The organism is Gordonia sp. NPDC003424 (genome assembly GCF_053588655.1).
Genome location: NZ_JBSFQJ010000020.1, coordinates 25,911 through 50,015 on the forward strand (window position 1 = coordinate 25,911; position 24,105 = coordinate 50,015).

Genomic DNA, 24,105 nt, shown 5'->3' on the forward strand with positions numbered 1-24,105 from the left:
CGATGATAAGGCGATCACGGCGCGCCGACCGGCAAAAGCGATCAGCTCCGATCCCACCTCGGCAGCGAGATCGCCGAGGCGAGCAGGAAGCAGATGGCGCCGACGAAGGTGCCGATGGTGGCCACGGTGTTGTTGACCGTCTCCCCGGTGATCGTGACGAACGCGCCGATCGCGGAGAAACCGAACGCGATGCACCCGAGCAGGTTGATCTGCGTGGCCCACCACTCCCGGCTCCGGGGAGCCCACCACCATCGCATCGTGTGGGCGATGACCACGACGCCGAGCACCCCGCTCACCAGGAACGCGACCGAGCCGGCGGCATCCGGGGTCCAGACGCGACGTCGGTCCTCGGTGATCGTGGTGGCGGTCAACGCGGCCGAGGTACTCACATTGAACAGCAGCGTGCCAGCGGATTGCGTTGCGGCAGAGAGCCACTCGGGCCGAAAGTGACGTCGGCCGAGGTCGGTGACGGTGGCGTCGCCGCTGAGCACCAACTGGATCAGGCCGGCCGCGGTGAAGAACCAGGCACCGATGAAGAAGGACACGTTGGCCGCCTCGACCCCGGCCCAGCCGACGAACCCGGGTGCGGCGCCCAGAGCGAAGAGCGCCGAGCCGATCATGAAGCCCCAACACTGCTTCTCCAGGGTCGCCGAGAAGACGGGATGCGGCCGACCGGTTGCTGCGACTTCCGTGTTCACGCCCCAATACTCTTACGCGGGGATGAGATCTGCCGGGCAAGGCAGGGCGCGTGTCCCGAAAACGGTGCGCCCGCACTAATCTCCGACAACGCCACAGTGGGCGCACACCGCCCGGAGGGCGGCAAGGACGTCATGGTGCCCCCGGCAGGATTCGAACCTGCGGCCTTCTGCTCCGGAGGCAGACGCTCTATCCCCTGAGCTACGGGGGCTCAACGGGCGAGAGCCAGCGTAGCGTACCGCCGGGTGCGAACCCAATCGGGTAGGTCACGACACCCCGACGGGTTCGGTCATCCGGATTCGCGAGCCGTCTTCACCGCGGACGACGTGCAGTTGCGACGGGATCCGCGCGCGCAGTTCGTCGACGTGGCTGACTACGCCGACCACCCGTCCGCCGGCACGCAGCGCGTCGAGGACCCCCATCACGAGATCGAGCGCCTCGGGGTCGAGCGTGCCGAACCCCTCGTCGATGAACATGGTGTCGAGCAGACGGCCACCGGACTCGGCGGCCACCACGTCGGCCAGCCCCAGGGCGAGGGCCAGGGAGGCGAAGAAGGTCTCCCCGCCGGACAGCGTGGTGCAGGCGCGTATCGCGCCGGTGTACTCGTCGCGGACGTCGATCCCCAGGCCACCTCGGCTGCCGTGCGGCCCGATCGCGTCGGAATGCACGAACTCGTAACGCCCCGAGGACATCTGGCGCAGCCTTTCGGACGCGGCGACGAGCACCTCTTCCAGGCGCGCGGCCAGCACATACGAGTGCAGCGAGATCCGGCGGGCATTCTGTCCGCCACCGCTCAACAGGTCGGCCAGCCCGGTGATCTCGGCATGCCGGGCCTGGACCGGCGCGAGGGCGTCGAGCGCGGCCCAGAACGACGCAACGCACTCCTGCAGGCCGCGTGCCCGATCGGCGATGACGGCGTGTTCCTGCGCCTGACGCTGCGCATCCTGCCGCGCCGTCTCCAGTCGCGCCGCCACGGCCGGCAGATCGACGGGGTCGGTTTCACGCGCGAGCGCCACGTCGGGGTCGGCGAGGGTCTCCTCGGCCGCGGCCCGCAGGCGCGCGGTCTCGGCGATCAGGTTCTCCCGATCGGCGATCTCGCCGGGCGTCAGCATCGCGTCACGCACCCGTGCCAGGTCGGCGAATCCGGCGTCGGCGCAACGGCCGGCGAGTCGGTCGGCCACGTCGTCGCGGCGACCGCGGGCACGCGCGCGCTCGGCGCGCGCCTCCAGCATCCGGGTTGCCCGGCGCCGCAGCTCGGCCAGTGCGGCGCGGCGTTCCGGCACGTCCATCCGACCGCCGGTGGCCTCGAGAACGTCGGCATCCAGGGCTGCCAGCGTGCCGGCGAGTCCATCGCGCCGCTCATCACGGGCCGCCTGCGCGGTGTCGATCTGGCCACGTTCCGTGCGCCAGGCGTCGACTTGGGCGTCGATGGTCGACACCGCTCGCTCGAGTTCACCGATGCGCTCCGATGCACTCACGGCTCGGGCCAATTCGTCGCCCAGTCGGGTGAGCTCGCGGGCACTCTGTTCGGCGGTGGCGTCGCCGATCGTCTCATCGAGGTGTTCGCGGCGCTCGGCCAGTTTCGCCATGTCTTGTTCGGCCTGCGAGCGTCGCTCACCGGCCAGTTGTGCTGCCTCGGCCGCCGCCGATTCCTCGTCCTCACCCACCCGTGTGGCGTCGGTGATCGCCGGCATCGGATGCTCCAGGGCACCGCACACGGCGCACGGTTGTCCGTCGACGAGTTCGGCAGCGAGCTCGCCGGCCATACCGGCCAGCCGACGTTCCCGGATGTCGAGCAGGTGCTCCCGCGCGGTCACCTCGGCCGACCGGGAGTCCAGCAGCGTCCGCCCGGCCGCCTCCTGCGCTTCGGCCAGTTCGGTTCGCGCCCGCAGGGCGGCAGCCACCGCCTCGATACGTCGACGGTCAGAGGTCAGCTGCGGCACCGATGCTCGCGCCACCAGCGCGTGATTCAGCTCGGTCTGCGCCTGCGCACGCCGCTCGGGTGCGCCGGCGAGCTGACCGTCGAGCTCGGTGGCCCGACGCCCGGCCTGCGCGGTCTCCTCGCCGATTCGGTCGATGTCGGCCACCAACTCCGGCCGTTGCCCGATCCGCACGACCAGCGGATCGAGCCGTCCCGCCTCGGTCGCGGCGGCATCGATCGCCTCGCGCACCGCGTCGTCGCCCTCGGCGACGAGGCACATCCCGTCCGTCGTCTCCGACAATGCGGATTCGGCTCGGCCGCAGGCCGCTTCCGCCTCGCGCACTGCGGTCAGCGCCGTGTCGAGATCCTCGACGAGGGGGGCGATCGGCGCGGCCCGGCGGGCCGCCGCCACGGTGGTGACCGCCAGTTCCAACTCGGCAGCACCGGCCGTCAGTTGATCCAGACGGGCCGCCGCCTCGGATCCACGACGATGCAGCTCGGTGTGCCGAGTGGCCTCGTCGTGCTCGGCTCGCGCCCGATCGAACGACGCCGAAGCGGCGGCCGACGCCAGACGGGACCGTTCTTCGGCGGCGCGCACCGAGTCCAGACATGTCTGTGCCCAACCCATGTCGGCATCGACGGGCGCGGCGAGCCCGGTCCCGTCGAGCACCGCGATCTGCGCGGCGAGTCGATCAACCGCCGACGCCCGCCCGCTGAGTTCGCTCGCGCTCGCGCGGCCCCGTTCGCGAAACCATTCCTCCAGATCGCCGAATCGTTCGGTGTCGAACAGCTTCTCCAGCAATTTTTGCCGGTCACCCGAAGACGCGCGGAGGAACCGCGCGAACTCCCCTTGCGGCAGCAGCACGACCTGGAAGAACTGTTCCGCGTTCATGCCGAGCAGGCGCTCGACGGCGTCACCGATGTCGTTGAGCCGCTGCAGGTTCGGCCCGGACCCGTCGACCCAGACCAGCGTCGCGCGCGCGTTGACCTTTCTGGTTCCGTCGCCACGCTTCTTGGGGCGCTCATGGTCGGGCGACCTGGTGATGCGCAGGCGACGGCCGCCGATGGTCGCCTCGAGTTCGACCTCGGGCACCCGGTCGGCGGGCGCGTGATCGGAATGCAGGCGTCGGTTGATGTCCCGTGCGCCGGGCACCCTTCCGAACAGCGCGAACGCCACCGCGTCGAGCACGGTCGACTTACCCGCCCCGGTCTGGCCGTGCAGCAGGAACAGCCCGTCGGCGGCCAGTGCGTCGGCGTCGATCTCGACGTCGTCGGGGAACGGCCCGAATGCGGTCATCCGCAGTCGATGGAGTCTCATGCCGATTCCGCCACCCTTGCCTCGATGTCGAAGAGCGTCAGTTCCGAGTCGACTCCGTCGGCTTCGGGTTCGCCGACCACGGACCGCAACGCCGCGTCGACGAGACGACGTTCGCTCGCGGTCGGCTCGTCACGGACGTCGGCGATGAACGCGCACACGATCTCGTCGTCGGTCCGGCCGTGCACCCGGGCGCGGTAGTCGACGGCGCCCATCGTCGCCGGGCGCTCCCACTGCACGTGGACCGCATGCGGAAACCGTTGCCGCAGAGAGCGCATCGCATCGACTGGACGCCGGACGTCGGTGAGAGTGGCCTCGACGTAGTGATCCTCGACGTCCGAATACGCGGCGTCGGTGAGCAACTCGTCGAGGGTGCCGCGAAGCGACGAGAGCCCACGCACCCTCGGCAGTTCCCGCGACCGCACCCCGGCGAGCCCATCGGCGTCGAGGTCGACGATCCAGACCGATTTGTGGTCGGTGCGCTCACCGAACGAATACGGGAGCAGCGACCCGCTGTAGCGGATCGATTCCCTCAATTGCTGAGGCGAGTGCAGATGTCCCAGCGCGACGTAGTCGACACCGGAAAATACCTCGGCACCAACGGTTTCCACACCGCCGACGGTGATCGATCGCTCCGATCCGGACGCGAGGGCGCCGACCACGAACGCATGCGCGGCAACCACCGAGCGAACGCCTCGGGACCTCACGTCGGCACGTACCCGATCCATCGCCGCGGTCAGCACCGCGGCGTGGCTGCGCGCGTCATCGACGCCGAGTTCGGTTCGCGCCGTGTCGGGTTCGAGGTACGGGATGCCGTAGATCGCGACCTCACCGAACTCGTCGGAAACGATCACCGGCACGTCGATCGCCGCGATCGAGGTGCGCAGATGCAGGCCACCGGCGGCCGCGAAGCGTGATCCGGCGCCGAGTCGCGTGGGTGAATCGTGGTTGCCCGAGGTGATGACGATCTGTGCGCCGGTGGCGGCGATCTCGGCCAGGCCCCGGTCGTAGACGGCGACCGCGTCGGCGGGCGGCACCGAACGGTCATAGATGTCACCCGCGACGACGATCACGTCGACGGATTCCTCGGCGACGACCTCGGCGAGGTCCGACAATGCTCGGGCCTGGTCGGCGAGCAGCTCGACACCATGGAACGTCCGTCCCAGATGCCAGTCGGAGGTGTGCAGGATTCGCATGGACAACACCGTACGAGTGAGGTCCGACAGACTGTGGGAGGCGACGTGGATCGGCGCCGTCTTCGCAACCCGAAGACGGCGCCGATCCAGCGATTACACCAGGCGCAACCGTCAGGTGGTCGAGACCTGACCGCCGGTGGTCACACCGCTCTGCGGTGCCGCGGCGGGCGCACCACCCGGTCGCGACTGATGGCTCGGCTTGACGAAGAACAATGCGGCCACCACCCCGATCAGCAGTGCTGCAGCCGGCAGGAACAGTGACTGCCCCATCGCCGTCGCGAAGCCGTCGCGGACGAACTCCGGCAACTGCTCGACGTGGCTGCCGCTCTGTTCCCGGCTCGCCATCCCCGGCAGTTCCGCGGCGAGCCGGGTCTGCATGAGGGCGCCGACGGCGGCCGAACCGAGGACCGACCCGATCATCCGGGTGGTGTTGTAGACGCCGGCGCCGGCGCCGGCCTGCTGCCACGGCAGATTGCGGGTCGCCGTGGCGGCCAGTGGGGCCCAGATGCCGGCCGAGGCGACACCCATCAGCGACATCGGGATGATCAACTGCCAGACAGGCGTCTCCGGCCGGATGATCACGCCCGCCCAGGCCACCGAGATGGCCATCAGCAGCAGCGCCGAGGCGATGATGGTGCGCGGATGGACCCTGTCCAGGATGCGTCCGACGATGGGCGCCAGGATGCCGGTGAGCACCGCCATCGGCACCATCATCACCGCGGAACGGGTCGGCGACATACCGCCGACCAGCTGCAGGAAGAACATCACCGGGATGATCAGGCCCGACATCGCGAACCCCATCGACGCGATGCCGATGTTGGACAGGGAGAAGTTCCGGTCGCGGAACAGCGACAGCGGCACCAGCGGCTCCCGCTTGATGCGCGACTGCCAGAAGATGAACAGCCCGAGCAGCACCAGCCCCACCCCGATGAGGGTCCATATCCAGGCGTTCCAGTCGTACTTCTCGCCGTCCTGGATACCGAACACCAAGGCCGACAGGCCGATTGCCGAGAGCGCGACCCCCAGCCAGTCGAACTGGTGGTCGTGGGTCTCGACATCCGGCACGAGCGTCTGGGCCAGGGCGAGGCCGACGATGCCGACCGGCACGTTGACGAAGAAGATCCACTCCCAGCCGAAGCTGTCGGTGAGCACGCCGCCGAGCAGGGGGCCGACCAGCGTCGCGACGCCGGCGACGGTGCCCCAGACGCCCATCGCCGCGCCCCGCTTCTCTGGCGGGAAGATGCGGGTGATCAGGGCCATGGTCTGCGGGGTGATCAGCGCGGCGCCGACACCCTGCACCGCGCGGGCCGCGATCAGCATCCCGATGGTGGTGGAGAAACCGCACCAGACGCTCGCGATGGTGAAGACGAGCAAGCCGAGTTGGTAGACCTTCTTGGGACCGAACTTGTCGCCGAGACGTCCGGTGATCAGCAGGGGTACCGCGTAGGTGAGCAGGTACGCGCTGGAGACCCAGACGATGCCGTTGACGTCGGTGTGGAGTGCGGCCTGGATCTGCGGCTGGGCCACCGCCACGATGGTCATGTCGACCAAGATCATGAAGAAGCCGACGCAGAGCGCCAGCAGTGCGGCCCAAGGATTCTTGGTCACCTGTGCCGCGGAAGTGCCAGGGGTGGTCATCGATCGTGTGCTTTCTCGAGTGTGGTCACGGGATTGGCCCTGCCGTACTTCTCGCGGAAGTCCGGGTCGTCGAGCCAGTCGATGGTGGAGTTTTCGAGCCGGTCGACGAGGTCGTCGAGCCAGTCGATCTGAGCGCGCAGGGTCGCGATCCGGCACCCGGCGTCGAGCCGGAACATCTCGGGCTGCCCGAGGGCCGCCGACGCATCGACTGCCTCGACGACGTCGTTGAACGACGCCCGCATCGCGACGAGACGCTCGCCGAGCAGTTCGATCACGCGCCTGCGGGGCAGACCGTGCGCCTCGGACAGTGCCAGGTAGAGCTCGGGGTACTCGACGGGATGCCGCGCGAGAATCTGTTCGAGACTCTCGTCGAGGGCCCGCCGACCCGCATCGGTGATCGAGTAGACGGTACGTTCGGGCCGATTGCCCTCCCGCTGCACGTCGTACACCTCGATCAGTCCTTGCGCCGCCAGCCGGTCGACAGTGTGATACATGGTGCCCGGCCGGAACTTGGCCAGACGGTCCTCCCGTCGCTCGACAGTGGTCTGGAACATCTCGTACGGATGCATGGGCCGCTCCCCGACCAGACCGAGCACCAGCACCGCCAACGGCGGCAGCGGCCCACAGTCCTTCGATCCCACGGCACCCCTCCGATGGTCCGGTCCAAATATTCCAGGTGGAATATACCCCGCCGGACAATCTGTGCCAAGTGTCGGAACCGATCACTACTGTGGGGGTCATGACCAGCGACACCACTGCCGGCAGCGCGCAGGACCAAGGCGTCTACGTGATGACCGGGCAGGAGTTCGTCCGCGACACCAAGTACATCGGGACGCGCATCACCCGCGACGGGCGCGACGGCTATCCCGTCGAAGAGGGCCGCTACCGGCTCGTCGCCGCGCGGGCCTGCCCGTGGGCCAATCGCACGATCATCGTGCGCCGCCTCCTCGGCCTCGAAGACGCGATCCCGATGGCCTTGTGCGGCCCCACGCACGACGCGGACTCGTGGACCTTCGATCTCGATCCGGGAGGCCTCGACCCGGTCCTGCGGATCCCGCGACTCAAGGACGCCTACGACAAGCGGTTCCCCGGCTATCCCAAGGGCATCACGGTCCCCGCGATCGTCGACATACCCAGCGGCGAGGTGGTCACCAACGACTTCCCTCAGATCACCCTCGATTTCGAGCTCGAATGGACCGATTTCCACCGCGCGGGCGCGCCGGATCTCTACCCCGAACGGTTGCGCGACGAGATCGACGAGGTCAACGCAGGCGTGTACACCGAGGTGAACAACGGCGTCTATCGCTGCGGCTTCGCCGGCAGTCAGGAGAGCTACGAGAGGGCCTACGGACGACTCTTCACCAAGCTCGACGAGCTGTCCGAGCGATTGTCGGCGCAGCGATATCTGGTCGGCGACACCATCACCGAGGCCGATGTCCGCCTGTTCACCACCCTGGCCCGCTTCGATCCCGTCTACCACGGACACTTCAAGTGCAACCGGTCGAAACTCTCGGAGATGCCGGTGCTGTGGGCGTACGCCCGCGACCTGTTCCAGACCCCCGGTTTCGGCGACACCGTCGACTTCGCCCAGATCAAGCGCCACTACTACGTGGTGCACTCCGACATCAATCCGACGCAGATCGTCCCGGCCGGACCGGATCTGACCACCTGGCTGACCCCGCATCATCGCGAGGAACTCGGCGGCCGCCCGTTCGGCGACGGCACACCACCGCGACCACCGAAAGAAGGCGAAATCGTGCCGGCAGAAGATTGGGTGCCCACTCATGGTTGACATGTTCAAACGCAACACCGCAGGCCCGGCTCGGACCGGCACCGAGCAGAAGCCCCCGGGCAAGGCCGTCGAGGTGACCGGCGGACTGATCGACCGCGCCCAACAGTTGCAGGCACCCGCGGTCGCGAGGTACGTCCAGAAGGTCCGTGCCAAGTATCCGGACGAAAGCCCGGCCGAGATCATCCGGCGACTCGAGAAGCGCTACCTCACCACGGTCACCGGGTCGGGCAGCGCGGTCGGCGCCACCGCGTCGGTACCGGGCGTGGGCACGATGACCGCGCTCGGCGCGATGACCGCCGAGACCGCGCTGTTCCTCGAGGCATCGGCGCTACTCGCCCTCTCGGTCGCCGAGGTGCACGGGATTCCCGTACACGAGTCGGAGCGACGCAAAGCACTCGTGCTGACCGTCGCCCTCGGCGAGGAGGGAGTGATCGCGCTGGGCCGTCTGGTCGGTACGCGCGGTGGCGCCCTGCGCCGCCTCGGCAGTGCCGCCATCCCCGGCGGCGGCCTGAACTCGTTGAACGCCAAGCTGATCAACATGGTCACCAAGAAGTACGCGGTCAAACGAGCGCCATTGCTGATCGGCAAACTGATGCCCGCGGGAATCGGTGCGATGATCGGCGGCGTCGGCAACCGCGCCCTCGGCAAGCGGGTCATCGCCAACGCACGCGAGGCGTTCGGACCGCCACCGGCGACGTGGACCATCGACGGCGAGGTACTCGCCCAGGACCTGCCACCATTGCCCCGGCAACGGGGTCGGTGACGACCACGCTGCAGACCGAGCCCGGCCCCGCCCGCACGGCACCCGGAGGCCGGGCACCCGACACACCCGGCCGTCCGCGCCGCTGGATCCGCCGCCTGGGCGGCGAATGCTGGCAGTACCGCAGGCTGGTGATCATCACCCTCGTGGTGACCGGCATCGCCGTCGCGGTCGACCTGATCGCCCCGCTCCTGGCTAAATCCGCCATCGACCACGCCACCGGCGCGGTGACCGGAGGCCCGTCGATCCCGCTGATCGTCGGCGCCCTCGTGACGCTCGCCGTCGTCCGATATCTGTGCCAGTTCGGTCGACGCCTGACCGCGGGCCGGTTGTCGATCAACGTGCAGAACGGACTGCGTCTGAGGCTGCTCGACACGCTGCTCCATCTCGACGGCAATGCGCAGAGCCGGATCCGCACCGGGCAGATCGTGTCCCGATCGATCTCCGATCTGCAGATCGTGCAGGGCCTGCTGGCTATGGCGCCGCTCTCGGCCGGCGCGGCCGTGCAGGTGGTCATCGCCATCGGCATCATGGCCTACCTGTCGCCGTTGCTGACCGGCATCGCGCTGCTCATCTTCCCGCTCGTGGCGATCGTCGTATTTCGCACGCGCCGAAGGCTTTTCGCTGCCACCTGGTCGGCCCAGCAGGCCGCGGCCGATGTGGCGCAGCATGTCGAGCAAACCGTCACCGGCGTCCGCGTGGTGAAGGGTTTCGGCCAGGAGGATCGCGCCGTCGACGAACTCGTCGGGCTCGGCCGGCGCCTGTACGCGCTACGCCTACGCGCCGGGAAGCTCAACGCCCGGTTCACTCCGACGATGGCCGCGATCCCGCAGCTCGGCATGGTCGCGGTGATCGCGGTCGGCGGGTGGCTGACGATGCACGGCCAGATCACCGCGGGAACCTTCCTCGCATTCGCCACCTACGTCGCATCGATGACCGCACTCGCCAGGCTGCTGACCAATCTGATCGTGAGCGGACAACTCGCCCGCGCCGCGGTCGAGCGCGTCTACGACGTCGTCGACCATCCGCGCGACCCGACCGAACACAACTCCGCAACCGTTCCCGAGGGCCCCCTGGGCGTGCGGCTGCGGGACGTGCGGTTCGGATTCGACGACCGGGCCGTGCTCGACGGCATCGACCTCACCGTCGAACCCGGCGAATGCGTGGCGGTCGTCGGCCCGCCCGGGTCGGGGAAATCCACCCTCGCCGACCTCACCGGCTGCTATTACCAGCCGGACTCCGGTGTCGTGGAACTACTGTCGGCCGACGGCGCCCACCCCGTCGAACGCCTCGCACCGGATTCACTGCACAGCGCGGTATCCGTGGTGTTCGACGAACCGTTCCTCTACTCCGACACCATCGCCGCCAACATCGCACTCGGGCCCGCCGACTCCGTTCCGGAGCCCGACGATCCGCGCCTGCGCGCGGCCGCCGAGGCCGCCGACGCGCTCGAGTTCATCGCGGCGCTGCCCGACGGCTTCATGACCGTGGTCGGCGAGCGCGGCCTCACCCTGTCCGGGGGACAGCGGCAGCGGGTCGCGTTGGCGCGTGCCCTCTACGCCGAGTCCCGCATCCTGATCCTCGACGACGCGACCTCGGCGGTGGACGCGTCGACCGAGATGAGCATCCTTCGACACCTGCGGACCGAACAACACACGATGCTCGTGCTCGCGCACCGCCGGTCGACGCTCGCACTCGCCGACCGGGTCGCGGTGCTCGACGGCGGCCGCATCATCGATGTCGGCACCGTCGCCGAACTCGACGCCCGCTGCCCACTGTTCCGATCGTTGATGGCGTCGGCCGATCCGACTCAAGCGGGACGTCGGGCGCCGGTGTCCGCGTTGCCTGTCGCTCCGTCGCTCGAGGAACTCTGGCCCGACGCCCCAGACGTCCGGGTCCCCGATGACCCGATGAGTGCGCGACTGCCGGCAGCGGCGACGGGCGCCGGTCGGACGGGCCGGGGCGGCGGCGTGACGAGCGCGCTCGGTTCGATGCCCGCCACGCCCGAACTGCTGGCCATGGTCGACACCCTGCCGCCCGCCGACGAGGACCCGCGTGTCGACATCGCCGACGCCCGCGCCGAACAACCGATGTTCACGTTGCGCGGTCTGCTCACCCCGGTCCGCTGGCTGCTCATGGTGACCATCGTCGCGATCTCCGTCGACACCCTCACCGGACTCGTCTTCCCGACCCTGGCCCGCGCGGTCATCGACGCCGCGGGCCGATACGACGAAACGACGCTGTGGCGCGCGACCGCCTTGGGCGTGGCGTTCGTCGCGATCGGCTGGGTCGCCGCCGCGGCCATGACGCTGTATTCCACCCGTGCCGGCGAGCGTGTGCTCTACGGGTTGCGGGTCCGCAGCTACGCCCACCTGCAACGACTCGGCCTCGACTATTACGAACGCGAGTTGTCCGGCCGCATCATGACCCGGATGACCACCGACGTCGACGCGTTGTCGACGTTCCTGCAGACCGGACTGTCGACGGCCGTCGTCGCGGCACTGACGCTGGCCGGGGTGTCGGTCGCGCTGATCCTCACCGATCCCCTGCTGGGCGCATTGATACTGCCCGTGTTCCCCGTCCTGATCGTCGCGACCCTGGTATTCCGCCGGATCTCGTCGCGCGCCTACACCCGATCGCGAGAACTGGTCAGCATCGTCAACGCCGACTTCCAGGAGAACATCGCCGGCATCAAGACGACGCAGACCTACCGGCATACCGGACCGGCGACGACCCGATTCACCGGCCGCACCCTCGACTGGGTCGATGCGCGCATGACCTCACAGCGTGCGATCTCGGTCTATTTCCCGTTCATCACCCTGATGTCGGATCTGGCGACCGCGGCCGCGATCGCGGTCGGCGCCCACCAGATCGCGCACGGTTCCCTCTCGGCCGGAACACTGGTGGCCTTCGTGCTGTATCTGTCCATGCTGTTCGGTCCGGTCCAGCAGCTCTCCCAGGTGTTCGACGGCTATCAGCAGGCGGTCGTCGGTCTGCGCCGTATCGCCGAGCTGCTGCGCACCCCGAGTTCGCTGGCGGTTCGCCGGCAGCCCGTCGGCGTACCGGTCGACGGATTCGACGGCCGGGCCGACCTCGACGACGTCACCTTCCGCTATTCCGGCGCCGACCGCGACGCGCTGACCTCGGTGAATCTCACCATCCCGGCCGGCACCTCGCTGGCGCTGGTCGGCAGGACCGGCGCGGGAAAGTCGACGATCGTCAAACTGCTGGCCCGGTTCTACGATCCGACCGCCGGATCGGTCCGCGTCGACGACACCGACATCCGCGACTTCGCACTCGACGACTACCGGCATCGGCTCGGTGTGGTTCCGCAGGAGGCCCATCTGTTCACCGGGACCGTCGCCGACAACATCGCCTACGGCCGACCCGACGCCGACCGGGCCGCGATCGCCGACGCCGCCCGCGCGGTCGGCGCGGCCGGCATGATCGCGACGCTGCCCGGCGGGATGAACCATCCGATCGGCGAGCGGGGACAGGGCCTGTCGTCCGGGCAGCGACAGTTGGTCGCGCTGGCCCGGGCCGAACTCGTCGAGCCCGACCTCCTCCTTCTCGACGAGGCCACCGCCACCCTCGACCAGGCGACCGAGTCGCTCGTGCTCGCCGCGGGAGAGGCCGTGACACACCGCCGCACCTCCGTCATCGTCGCGCACCGACTGGCCACCGCCGCGCGTGCCGATCGCATCGCCGTGATCGAGGACGGGCGTGTCGTCGAGGAGGGAACACACGGAGAGTTGCTGTCGTTGGCTGGTAGGTACCGTGCGTTCTGGGATGCCGGTGTCGCGCCCGACGCGGACGGTATCGCCACCGCCGGAGATGCAGATCTCCGTTGAGCCCCGGGCCGGACAGCGTCGTCCGGTGAGATTCGTCTCAGACACCCCGTGAGATTCGCCTCTCGAACCACCAAACCGTGAGGTCGGACGCACGGAAGGTTGCTCGCCCGCGTACGATCGGCAGGTGGTTCACGACTTGTCTTCACGAGGGACCTGTCCGTGAGTAGGCGACCCGACACCAGAGGGAATTGAGGCGAGATACCGCTGTGAGCAGTTCGATTTCGGATTTCGGACAAAATACGTGGCTGGTCGAGGAGATGTACCAGCAGTACAAGGAGGATCCCGCGTCGGTGGACCCTAGTTGGCACGAGTTCCTCGCCAACTACAACCCCGCCGCGCAGGGGTCCTCGACCGGAAACGGAACCACGACTGCCGCCCCCGCCGCCACCGCGGCGACCTCCGCCGCACCCGTGAAGTCGGCGCCCGCGAAGTCCGCACCTGCCGCATCGGAGTCCAAGAAGTCCGAGCCCGCCAAGTCTGCGCCCGCGAAGTCGGCGCCCGCCAAGTCGGTGTCCGCCAAGCCCAGCACCCCGGCACCGGCGAAGCCCAGCCGTGCGGTGACCCTCGACCAACAGCCCGCGACACCGACCCCGACCCGCAAGTCCGGCCCCGCCAAGGAGTCGGTCGCCACCAAGGCGGCGTCCGGCCACAGCAACGCCAGCCGTGACGGCTCGGCCCGCTCGCAGAACAAGCCCATGGCGTCGCCCGCCGCAGCCTCGGCCACCACCTCGGACGACGAATCCAAGGTGTTGCGTGGTCCGGCCGCCGCGATCGTCAAGAACATGAACGCGTCGCTGGAGGTGCCCACCGCCACCAGCGTGCGGGCCATCCCGGCGAAGCTGATGATCGACAACCGCGTCGTCGTCAACAATCACCTCTCGCGCACCCGCGGCGGCAAGATCAGCTTCACCCACATCCTCGGCTACGCCATCGTCCAGGCGATCAAGGCGTTCCCGAACATGAACAACCACTTCGCCGAGGTCGACGGCAAGCCGAACGTCGTCACCCCGGCACACACCAACCTCGGTCTGGCGATCGACCTGGTCGGCAAGAACGGCCAGCGGTCGCTAGTGGTCGCGGGCATCAAGAACTGCGAGACCATGGGCTTCGCCGAGTTCTACACCGCCTACCAGGACATCGTGCGCCGCGCGCGTGACGGCAAGCTGGGTGCCGAGGACTTCGCCGGGGTCACCATCTCGCTGACCAACCCGGGCACCATCGGCACCGTGCACTCGGTGCCCCGCCTGATGAAGGGCCAGGGCGCCATCATCGGCGCCGGCGCGATGGAATACCCGGCCGAGTTCCAGGGCGCCAGCGACGAGCAGATCGCCGAGCTCGGCGTCGGCAAGCTCATGACGCTGACCTCGACCTACGACCACCGCATCATCCAGGGCGCGGAATCGGGCGATTTCCTGCGCACCATCCACGAGCTGCTCCTCGACGACGCGTTCTACGACGAGATCTTCACCGCCTTCCACATCCCCTACGAGCCGATCCGCTGGCGCCGCGACATCCCCGCCGGCCTCGTCGACAAGAACACCCGTGTTCTGGAACTGATTGCGGCATACCGCAATCGGGGCCATCTGATGGCGGACATCGACCCGCTGATGATGGACAGCGACGCTCGCGCGAGCCATCCCGACCTCGATGTCCTCACCTACGGTCTGACCCTGTGGGATCTGGACCGGACCTTCAACGTCGGCGGCTTCCGGGGCCAGGACAAGATGACCCTGCGTGAGGTCCTCGCGATCCTCCGCGACGCCTACTGCCGCCACGTCGGTGTCGAGTACACCCACATCATGGAGCCCGAGCAGCAACGCTGGATCCAGGAGCGGGTGGAGCTCAAGCACGTCAAACCACCTGTCGCCGAGCAGAAGTACATCCTGTCCAAGCTCAACGCGGCCGAAGCCTTCGAGACCTTCCTGCAGACGAAATACGTTGGGCAGAAGCGCTTCTCGCTCGAGGGTGCGGAGTCCGTGATCCCGATGATGGACGCCGTCATCGATCAGGGCGCCGAGCACAACCTGAACGAGGTCGTCATCGGCATGCCGCACCGCGGCCGCCTGAACGTGCTGGCCAACATCGTCGGCAAGCCCTACTCCAAGATCTTCACCGAGTTCGAGGGCAACCTCAATCCGTCGCAGGCCCACGGTTCGGGTGACGTGAAGTACCACCTCGGCGCCGAGGGCAAGTACTACCAGATGTTCGGCGACAACGAGATCACCGTCTCGCTGACCGCCAACCCCAGTCACCTCGAGGCCGTCGACCCCGTGCTGGAGGGTCTCGTCCGCGCCAAGCAGGATCTCCTCGACGAGGAGGGGCAGTTCTCCATCCTGCCGTTGATGCTCCACGGTGACGCCGCGTTCGCCGGCCAGGGCGTGGTCGCCGAGACCCTGAACATGGCGATGCTGCCCGGGTACCGCACCGGCGGCACGGTGCACATCGTCGTCAACAACCAGGTCGGTTTCACCACCGCGCCCGAGCATTCACGCTCCACCGAGTACTGCACCGACGTCGCGAAGATGATCGGCGCGCCGATCTTCCACGTCAATGGCGACGACCCCGAGGCGTGCGTGTGGGTCGCCAAGCTCGCCGTCGACTACCGCGAGGCCTTCCACAAGGACGTCGTCATCGACCTCGTGTGCTTCCGTCGCCGCGGTCACAATGAGGGCGACGACCCGTCGATGACCCAGCCGGCCATGTACGACGTGATCGACACCAAGCGTGGCGTGCGCAAGTCGTACACCGAAGCGCTGATCGGTCGTGGTGACATCTCCACCAAGGAGGCCGAGGACGCCCTGCGTGACTACCAGGGCCAGCTCGAGCGGGTCTTCAACGAGGTCAAGGAACTCGAGAAGTACAAGCCGGAACCCAGCCAGCCGATCGAGGCCGATCAGGCGCTGCCCACCAAGCTGGTGACCGCCGTCGACAAGGCCACGCTGCAGACCATCGGCGACGCGTTCCTGCACGTCCCCGAGGGCTTCACGCCGCACCCGCGCGTCAAGCCGGTGCTCCAGCGTCGTCACGAGATGTCCCGCGACGGCGGCGTCGACTGGGCCTTCGCCGAGCTGCTGGCCTTCGGTTCGCTCGTCATGGAGGGCCGCACGGTTCGCCTGTCCGGTCAGGACTCGCGCCGCGGCACCTTCACCCAGCGTCACTCGGTCCTGATCGACCGTGAAAGCGGGTCGGAGTACACCCCGCTCAACCACCTGCAGCCGGCCACCGGCGAGGACAACGGCGGCCGCTTCATGGTCTACGACTCGCCGCTGTCGGAGTACGCGGTCGTCGGCTTCGAGTACGGCTACTCGGTGGGCAACCCCGACGCACTCGTGTTGTGGGAGGGCCAGTTCGGCGACTTCATCAACGGCGCCCAGTCGGTGATCGACGAGTTCATCTCGTCGGGTGAGGCCAAGTGGGGTCAGCTCTCCGACGTCGTGCTGCTGCTGCCGCACGGCCACGAGGGTCAGGGTCCCGACCACACGTCGGGCCGCATCGAGCGCTTCCTGCAGCTGTGCGCCGAGGGCTCGATGACGGTCGCCGTACCGTCCACCCCGGCCAGCTACTTCCACCTCCTGCGCCGCCACGTGCTCGACGGCATCAGCCGTCCGCTGATCGTGTTCACGCCGAAGTCGATGCTGCGCAACAAGCTCGCGGTGAGCCCGGTCGAGGACTTCACCGAGGACAAGTTCCGGTCGGTCATCGACGATCCGCACTTCCTCAAGGGCGACGGCGACCGCAGCAAGGTCAAGCGGGTGCTGCTGGTGAGCGGCAAGCTGTACTACGAGCTCGCCACCCGGCGCGAGAAGGAGGGTCGCGACGACATCGCGGTCGTGCGCATCGAGCAGCTCTACCCGGTGCCGCACCGTCGTCTGCGCAAGACGCTCGAGCAGTACCCGAACGCCGAGGACTTCGCGTGGGTCCAGGAGGAGCCGGCCAACCAGGGTCCGTGGCCGTTCCTCGGCCTGTGGCTGCCTGAGGTGCTGCCGGATGTGCTCAGGGTTCTGCGGCGCATCTCGCGCCGGGCCATGTCAGCCCCGTCGTCGGGCTCGAGCAAGGTCCACGCCGTGGAGCAGCAGGAGATCCTCGACGAGGCGTTCGCGTAGTCGGCCGGCGATAGCAACCGACCACCAACGGCGGGTACCCATTCCGGGTGCCCGCCGTTTGCGATTGGGCGGCAAGTGATCTCGATGCGTTCGTCGCAAGCTCCTCACTTACTCGATCAGCGGGGAAAGCCTTCTGGTCGCGTATCGAGACCCGCAGGACAATCCCGCTGGTCGAGTAGCGACGACGAAGGAGTCGCGTATCGAGACCGAGACCGACACGCGGATCAGGTCGCGGCAGTGGGCACCGCGGACGCCAACGCGGGGAGCGCGGCGGTGATGAGCGCGAGCAGCTCGTCGCGGGTGATCACCGGATCGGTGAGCCAGCTGATGGCGGTCTCCTCGACGAACGCGATCCAGCCGTGCACGGTCATCTCGACGATCGGCGTCACGGCGATACCGAGGGCGGGCGCGTGCTCGAGGACACGGCCGGCCATCGCGGCGCGGGTGTCGTCGAAGACCTCCCGCATGTCCGGGTCGGCGCTCGACGAACCGCGCATGAACGCGATGTAGGCGCGCCGATTCTCGCTGACATAGTCGACGAACGCCGACATGGATCCGTTGAGTATCGCGATCGGATCGGCGAGCATCGGATCGGGCGCGGTGCACTCGAGCATCTCGGTCGCCTGCGCGCGCGCGATCGCGACATGAAAGTCCTGCTTGGACGCGAAATAGTGGAACAGCAGCGCCCGCGACACCCCCGCGGCCTCGGCGATCGCGTCGATCGAGACCTGATCGAGTGGACGCTCGTGCAGCATCGTCAGGCCCAGCTCGATGAACTGGTCACGGCGGGCCTCTGGACTCATGCGGGTGCGCTTGGCGGTGCGCACCGAACCGTCGGTCGCCGTCACCGCGGGTCCTTTCTGCCGTCCGAAGCCAGTCCAACCACCATTAAAGGCTATTGACCGACGTTCAACAACCTATTGACGGCTGTTCAGTAGGTCCCTATGGTGGTGACCATGACAACGAACGATGTTCAGATTGCCATCATCGGCGCAGGCTTCTCCGGTCTCGGCGCGGCGATCAAGCTCAAGCAGAACGGCTTCGACGATTTCGTCGTCCTCGACCGCGGCGCCGATTTCGGCGGCACGTGGCGGGACAACACCTATCCCGGTGCGGCGTGCGACGTCCCGTCACGGCTCTACTCCTACTCGTTCGCCCAGAATCCGGCGTGGTCGCGGACCTACTCCCACCAGCCGGAGATCCACCGCTACATCAACGGCGTCGCCGACCGGTATGCCGTGCGGTCACACACCCGGTTCGGCACGGAGGTCAATCGTGCGCAATGGGACGAAGAATCGCAGCGCTGGCTCCTCGACGCCGACCGTGACGGCGTCGCCGAACAGGTGCGCGCCCGGTTCCTCGTCGGCGCGGTCGGGCCGCTGTGCGAACCCAACCTGCCCGACATCGCCGGCTTCGACTCGTTCGGCGGCCACATCGTCCACTCCGCGCGGTGGGACCATGACATCGACTTCACCGGCAAACGCGTCGCCGTGATCGGCACCGGCGCGTCGGCGATCCAGATCGTGCCGGAGCTCGCCAAGGTCACCGACCGACTCGACGTCTACCAGCGGACCGCCCCGTGGATCGTGCCGCGCACCGAACGTCCGTACTCCGGTGCCGAGAAGTGGGCGTTCGCCAACGTTCCCGGATACCAGACCGCGATGCGCGGTGTGGTCTACGGACTCAACGAGGCCACGGCGTTCGGCCTGACCTACTCCCCGAAGGCACTCAAGCCGATCGAGCTGATCTGCCGCACCAACATCGCGCGGAGCATCGGATCGTCCGATCTGCGCGCCAAGGTCACCCCGACGTTCCAGGTCGGCTGCAAACGCATCCTGCGTTCCAACGACTGGTACCCCGCACTCGCCCGCCCCGACGTCGACCTGGTCACTGACGGCATCTCCGCGATCACCGAACGAGGCATCGTGACCACCGACGGGACCGAGCGCGACGTCGATGTCATCGTGGTGGCGACCGGCTTCCACGTCACCGATTCGCCGGTCTTCGGCCGGATCGTCGGTGCCGACGGCCGCAGCCTCGCCGGAGTGTGGGACGAGATCGGGATGCAGGGCTACAAGGGCACGTTCATCAACGGCTTCCCCAACCTGGCACTGATGGTCGGCCCCTCGACCGGGCTCGGCCACACCTCGATGGTCTACATGATCGAGTCCCAGCTGAACTACCTCGTCGACTTCCTGAAAACGGCACGCGCCCAGAACATCACGCGCGCCGAGGTAACGCCCGACGCACAGCGCACCTACAACGCGGGCATCCAGCACACCTTGCGCAACAGCGTGTGGGTCAACGGCGGGTGCGCGTCCTGGTACGCCGACCGCAACGGCAACATCACGACACTGTGGCCCGGCTTCACGTTCAACTTCCGCAAGGTCACCCGGAGGTTCGACATCGCGGCCTACGATATCCGGCGGCAACCGGTCTCCCCGATGCCCGTGGCCGATACGGCCGACTCGATGGCAACCGCCTGATCCGACACACGACAACGAAGGACAGTGAGAATGAAGGACTTTCGCGGCAAAGTGGTCGTGATCACCGGCGCCGGTTCGGGAATGGGCCGCGACCTGGCGGTCAAGCTCGGGCAGTTGGGCGCCCGGCTGGCCATCTCGGACATGAACCCGGACGGACTCGCGGTCACCGAGCAGCTGGTGGCCGAGACGGGCGCCGAGGTCCATGCCCAGATCCTCAACGTCGCCGAGCGCGAAGCCGTGCTCGACTACGCGGAAACCGTTGTGGCACATTACGGAACGGTCAATGTGATCTTCAACAACGCGGGCATCGCGCACCACGGCGAGATCGAGCGGACCGAGTTCAAGGACTTCGAGCGGGTCATGGACGTCGACTACTGGGGTGTGGTCAACGGCACCAAGGCATTCCTGCCGCACATCATCGCGTCCGGTGACGGGCACATCGTCAACACGTCGTCGTTGTTCGGTCTGCTCGCGGAGCCGGGTCAGGCCGCCTACAACTCGGCGAAGTTCGCGGTGCGCGGGTTCACCGAGGCCCTGAACCAGGAGATGATCGTCGCCAAGCATCCGGTGAAGGTGACGTGTGTGCATCCGGGCGGGATCAAGACGGCCATCGCCCGCAACGCGACGACGTCCGGGGACCACGACCAGGAGAAGAGCGCGGAGTTCTTCGACCGGTACCTGGCCCGCATGTCGTCGTCGGATGCGGCCGACGCGATCATCGACGGTGTCCGCAAGAACCGCGCACGGATCCTCGTCGGCGCCGACGCGAAGATCCTCGACATCTGGGTGCGACTCGTCGCGTCGGGCTACCAGGGGATCGCCGCACGGGTGACCGGTTGGGCGATGTCGAAGGCGGAGGGCTGAGCCCTACAGCCCGTGCTCGGCGAGCCAGCCGGCGGCGAGGTCTGCGGGCTTCTCGCCGGCCATGGCCCGGCGGGTCAACGACGCCAGGTCCGCCGTGGTGAGTTCCCCGGCCACCTTGTTGATCGTCTTCACCTGGTCGCGGGAGAACGCCGCCGTGCGATAGACCGGCACCAGATCCTGGGGGGTGGGCCCCACGACGGCGACCACCGCGCCGGCAGCCGGGGCGGCTGAGGCGGCGGGTGACGATGACGCAGCGGTGGAGGTGGCAGCCGCGTCCGGCACACGCAGGGCCCGGATGTCGGACACCGGTCCCTGCGCGTCGTCGCCGGCCACGTCGAGCGGGGTGAGGATGCCGACCGCGCCACCGTCGGCCACCCGCGCCACCACCGCCGAGGTCGACCCCACCGATTCCACCGGGCCGAAGCGGCACCCGGCCTTGGCGAACACCTCGGTGGTCGCCGGGTCGGGCCGGCCCGACACCACGACCGGCAGGCCCGCAGGCAGCCGCGCACACTCACCGAGGTCGGTGACGTGCGTCTGCTCGGCCAGCCTGCTCGCGATGAAAACCTGCTTGCCGGCCGACACCATCGTCGGGTCCCCCACCGAAACCCCTTGTGGGAGTGCCTTGTTCAGGTCGTCGTAGACCCCGGTCGAGGTCACCGGCGTCATCTGCGGGGCGAGTTCGGACAGCAGCCGGCCGCTGAGCACCGGGAACAGGTCCACCTCGGCGGAGTCCATCTCGTCGAGCAGCGTGCGATCGTCACCCACGTGCACCTCTCCCGACACGGCGCTGCCGGCATTGCGCAACGCCCCGGCATAGATCTGCGCCATCACCTGCATGGTCGGCGTGTCGGAGGCCCCCATCACCAACGCGTGGGCCGACGGTGTCGATGCCGAGCACCCGGCGACCGCCGCGACCAGTGCCAGCATCAGCAGAATCGCCGTCGACGCGCGTGTGATCACCCGACCCACGATAAGACATGGGCGATCCCACCCGGTTCACGCCGCCGCGATGAATCCCTCGATCGAATTGGCGATCAGTTGGACGGCGATGGACGCGAGCAGCAGACCGGCGATCTTGGCGAGCAGCGTGATCCCGCCGACGCCGAGCACGCGGATCAGGAACGTCGAATAGCGCAGCACGATCATCACGATGAGGTGCACGGTGACGATCGCGGCCGCGATCGCGACGTATCCGGCGACATCGCCGTGCACGGCGCTCACCCCGACGATGACCGCGGCGATCGCACCCGGCCCGGCGAGCAACGGGGTGCCGAGCGGCACCAGCGCCACGTTGACGTCCTCGCTCGCCTGCGGCGAACCCGCATTGCCGAGCCCGGTCAGCAATTGCAGCGCCACCAGCAGGAGCAGCAGGCCACCGGCGCCCTGCAGGGCGGGGATGCCGATGTGCAGGTAGGTCAGAATCGCCTTGCCGCCGATGGCGAAGGTGCTGATGACCAGCAGGCTCACCATCGGCGCCTGCCATGCCGCGCGGCGTCGGAACTCGGGCGAGCGGTGTCCGACGAGGCTGAGGAACAGCGGGATCTGCCCCGGCGGATCCATGATCACCACCAGTGTGATCACAGTCGTCGTATAGACGGTCACGTCGAAGGGCACGCGGTGATCTTAGTGGTCCTGTCCGCAACTTCGCCGGGGGTCGGATCTACGAACAGCACCACTCAGGGCATGTCACCCGACTCCCCTTGCGGGTCTTCGCAGCTCAATCCCTCGCAGTGCAATCGAGACACATGCCCGGCGAGTAGCATCACTTCACGTGCCCTCGATGCCGCACCTTCGTCCCGGCGCCCTCGTCCCGCCGCGACGGGAAAAACGCCCGCTACCACGGATCCCGGTCCCGGTGGCCCGGGCGATCGTGGACTGTGCGGTCTACGTCGACGGCCAGCGTCAGCGCGGGCGCATCACCTACACCGATGCGCTGAAGCAGGTACGCGAGACCGGTGAGGGCTTTGTGTGGCTGGGGCTGCATGCGCCCGACGACGCCCAGATGGCCCATGTGGGCGCGGTGTTCGGACTGCACGAACTCGTCGTCGAGGACGCGGTGAACGCCCATCAGCGTCCGAAGCTCGAGATCTACGACGAGACGCAGTTCCTGGTGTTGCGCACCGTCAAGTACGTCGACCACGAATCGATGGAGCAGGCCAGCGAGGTGGTGGAGACCGGCGAGATCATGATCTTCGCCGGACCGGATTTCGTGGTGACGGTGCGCCATGGTGACCACACTCATCTGTCCGGACTGCGACGTCGCCTGGAGCAACGGCCGACCCGTCTGGCCCTGGGTCCGACGGCGGTGCTGCACGCTATCGCCGACCTCGTGGTCGACAGCTATCTCGCGGTCACCGAGGAGATGGAAGACGACATCGTCGCGATCGAGCAGTCGGTGTTCGGCAAACAGAAGCGGTGGCTGAACATCGATCCGGTCTACCTGCTCAAACGTGAGGTGCTCGAGCTGCGTCGCGCGGTCACCCCGCTGACCGGTCCGCTGGCCCGGTTGACCTCGGACAACTCGTTGGTGCCCAAGGAAATCCGCCGTCGTTTCCGGGACGTCGCCGACCACCTGTCCACCGTGGTGGAGCGGGTGGTGGAGTACGACGAACTGCTGACGTCGCTGATCGATGCCGCCGCGGCCAAGGTCGGTATCCAGCAGAACACCGACATGCGCAAGATCTCCGCGTGGGTCGCGATCGCCGCGGTGCCCACCATGCTGGCCGGCATCTACGGCATGAACTTCGATCACATGCCGGAACTGCACTGGGTGTGGGGCTATCCCGTCATACTCCTGGCGATGGTCACCGTCTGCACGTCGCTATGGGTCGTGTTCCGACGGCATCATTGGCTCTGACCTGCGCGACTACAGGCGCGCTCCGGCCCGTTCCGGGTCGGCGACGTCGATGCCGGCCTCGTGCCAGGCCTCCCGCAGCGCAGTGGCGCCCTTGAGTCGCACCCATGCCGCTTCGTTCGCGGTGATCGGGATCGCGCGGAGGAACCGGACCGGCTCCATCGGTGCGGGCAGGGCACACTCCCCCACCTCGTCGGCGTCGAGAAGAAAGGCGCTGCACGCCGCACCGTCCCAGAGCGGTTCACCGAGATCCACGAGCGCGTCGGCGGCCAGGATCAGTCCCTCCACCGCCGGGGCGGCCGCCACCGTGGCCATCCGACGATGCAGGCCGGGTAGTGCGATGCCCGCATGCATGCGCACCACGACCTCGCAGCGCGGGCCGCGCACCGGATCGGGATGCAGGTCACCGGGGTCCGACATCGGGTGACGGGCACAGCCGACGCTGGCGTAGACGACATCGCCACCGACGGCGAACCGCAGCACGTCGATCGGTTCGACCCCGAGAAAGGTCACCGACGCCCGCTGGGGTGACCCGCCGAAGGCCGTGCCGAGGAACTCGCCGATCCGATCGGTAACCGCGTCGCTCACGGAGTCCACCGTAGGCGGTGCGAGCCGTTAGCCTGAAC

The 24,105-nt window shown here is 68.0% G+C and carries 16 protein-coding genes and 1 tRNA gene; 7 read left to right on the forward strand and 10 right to left on the reverse strand.

All coding sequences use genetic code 11. The features are described from left to right. Nucleotides 1-41 precede the first annotated feature (41 nt). The 6 genes from ACWDTI_RS22605 to ACWDTI_RS22630 form a co-directional block, all read right to left on the reverse strand. Nucleotides 42-698, reverse strand: a complete 657-nt coding sequence (locus tag ACWDTI_RS22605; RefSeq protein ID WP_449740369.1) for a hypothetical protein — start codon at nucleotides 696-698, stop codon at nucleotides 42-44. 133 nt (nucleotides 699-831) lie between these two features. After that, nucleotides 832-907, reverse strand: a tRNA-Arg gene (locus ACWDTI_RS22610). A gap of 55 nt (nucleotides 908-962) precedes the next feature. Beyond that, nucleotides 963-3,935, reverse strand: coding sequence for an AAA family ATPase (locus ACWDTI_RS22615; RefSeq protein WP_449740370.1), 2,973 nt, complete (start codon nucleotides 3,933-3,935; stop codon nucleotides 963-965). Beyond that, nucleotides 3,932-5,128, reverse strand: coding sequence for an exonuclease SbcCD subunit D (locus ACWDTI_RS22620; protein WP_449740371.1), 1,197 nt, complete (start codon nucleotides 5,126-5,128; stop codon nucleotides 3,932-3,934). The genes ACWDTI_RS22615 and ACWDTI_RS22620 overlap by 4 nt, the downstream gene beginning before the upstream one ends. Nucleotides 5,129-5,239: 111 nt before the next feature. Continuing rightward, nucleotides 5,240-6,766, reverse strand: a complete 1,527-nt coding sequence (locus ACWDTI_RS22625; RefSeq protein ID WP_449740372.1) for an MFS transporter — start codon at nucleotides 6,764-6,766, stop codon at nucleotides 5,240-5,242. Next, nucleotides 6,763-7,407 carry a PadR family transcriptional regulator gene (locus tag ACWDTI_RS22630; RefSeq protein ID WP_449740373.1) on the reverse strand — a complete coding sequence of 215 codons (645 nt, stop codon included), beginning with the start codon at nucleotides 7,405-7,407 and terminating at the stop codon, nucleotides 6,763-6,765. The genes ACWDTI_RS22625 and ACWDTI_RS22630 overlap by 4 nt, the downstream gene beginning before the upstream one ends. A 98-nt stretch (nucleotides 7,408-7,505) precedes the next feature. Here ACWDTI_RS22630 and ACWDTI_RS22635 point away from each other — a divergent pair, with 98 nt between their 5' ends. The 4 genes from ACWDTI_RS22635 to ACWDTI_RS22650 all read left to right on the forward strand — a co-directional run bounded on the left by ACWDTI_RS22635 (nucleotide 7,506) and on the right by ACWDTI_RS22650 (nucleotide 17,272). After that, nucleotides 7,506-8,558: a glutathione S-transferase family protein gene (locus ACWDTI_RS22635; protein WP_449740374.1), complete on the forward strand. Its 1,053-nt coding sequence runs from the start codon at nucleotides 7,506-7,508 to the stop codon at nucleotides 8,556-8,558. 1 nt (nucleotide 8,559) lies between these two features. Further along, nucleotides 8,560-9,321: a hypothetical protein gene (locus tag ACWDTI_RS22640; protein ID WP_449740431.1), complete on the forward strand. Its 762-nt coding sequence runs from the start codon at nucleotides 8,560-8,562 to the stop codon at nucleotides 9,319-9,321. Further along, nucleotides 9,318-13,169 (forward strand): ABC transporter ATP-binding protein, encoded by a 3,852-nt coding sequence (locus ACWDTI_RS22645; protein ID WP_449740375.1) that lies wholly within the window; start codon nucleotides 9,318-9,320, stop codon nucleotides 13,167-13,169. The genes ACWDTI_RS22640 and ACWDTI_RS22645 overlap by 4 nt, the downstream gene beginning before the upstream one ends. Before the next feature lie 257 nt (nucleotides 13,170-13,426). Continuing rightward, a complete protein-coding gene (locus ACWDTI_RS22650; protein WP_449740432.1) occupies nucleotides 13,427-17,272 on the forward strand; it encodes a multifunctional oxoglutarate decarboxylase/oxoglutarate dehydrogenase thiamine pyrophosphate-binding subunit/dihydrolipoyllysine-residue succinyltransferase subunit in 3,846 nt (1,281 codons plus the stop codon). 224 nt (nucleotides 17,273-17,496) lie between these two features. Here the strand turns inward: ACWDTI_RS22650 and ACWDTI_RS22655 are convergent, their stop codons facing one another. Further along, nucleotides 17,497-18,075, reverse strand: a complete 579-nt coding sequence (locus tag ACWDTI_RS22655) for a TetR/AcrR family transcriptional regulator (protein ID WP_449740433.1) — start codon at nucleotides 18,073-18,075, stop codon at nucleotides 17,497-17,499. Between the two features lie 153 nt (nucleotides 18,076-18,228). Here ACWDTI_RS22655 and ACWDTI_RS22660 point away from each other — a divergent pair, with 153 nt between their 5' ends. Both ACWDTI_RS22660 and ACWDTI_RS22665 read left to right on the forward strand, forming a co-directional pair. Next, entirely contained in the window at nucleotides 18,229-19,758 is a 1,530-nt protein-coding gene (locus ACWDTI_RS22660) for a flavin-containing monooxygenase (RefSeq protein WP_449740376.1), read from the forward strand. A gap of 30 nt (nucleotides 19,759-19,788) precedes the next feature. After that, on the forward strand, nucleotides 19,789-20,622 hold the full coding sequence (locus ACWDTI_RS22665; protein WP_449740377.1) for an SDR family NAD(P)-dependent oxidoreductase: 834 nt from the start codon (nucleotides 19,789-19,791) through the stop codon (nucleotides 20,620-20,622). A 3-nt stretch (nucleotides 20,623-20,625) separates the two neighbouring features. Here ACWDTI_RS22665 and ACWDTI_RS22670 read toward each other — a convergent pair whose 3' ends face one another. Then, on the reverse strand, nucleotides 20,626-21,585 hold the full coding sequence (locus tag ACWDTI_RS22670; RefSeq protein WP_449740378.1) for a glycine betaine ABC transporter substrate-binding protein: 960 nt from the start codon (nucleotides 21,583-21,585) through the stop codon (nucleotides 20,626-20,628). A 36-nt stretch (nucleotides 21,586-21,621) separates the two neighbouring features. Beyond that, entirely contained in the window at nucleotides 21,622-22,239 is a 618-nt protein-coding gene (locus tag ACWDTI_RS22675; protein WP_449740379.1) for a MarC family protein, read from the reverse strand. 166 nt (nucleotides 22,240-22,405) lie between these two features. Here ACWDTI_RS22675 and ACWDTI_RS22680 point away from each other — a divergent pair, with 166 nt between their 5' ends. Next, a complete protein-coding gene (locus tag ACWDTI_RS22680; protein ID WP_449740434.1) occupies nucleotides 22,406-23,482 on the forward strand; it encodes a magnesium and cobalt transport protein CorA in 1,077 nt (358 codons plus the stop codon). 9 nt (nucleotides 23,483-23,491) lie between these two features. On the opposite strand, the gene ACWDTI_RS22685 is transcribed toward ACWDTI_RS22680, so the two are convergent. Next, nucleotides 23,492-24,067 carry a suppressor of fused domain protein gene (locus ACWDTI_RS22685; RefSeq protein WP_449740380.1) on the reverse strand — a complete coding sequence of 192 codons (576 nt, stop codon included), beginning with the start codon at nucleotides 24,065-24,067 and terminating at the stop codon, nucleotides 23,492-23,494. Between the last annotated feature and the right edge of the window lie 38 nt (nucleotides 24,068-24,105).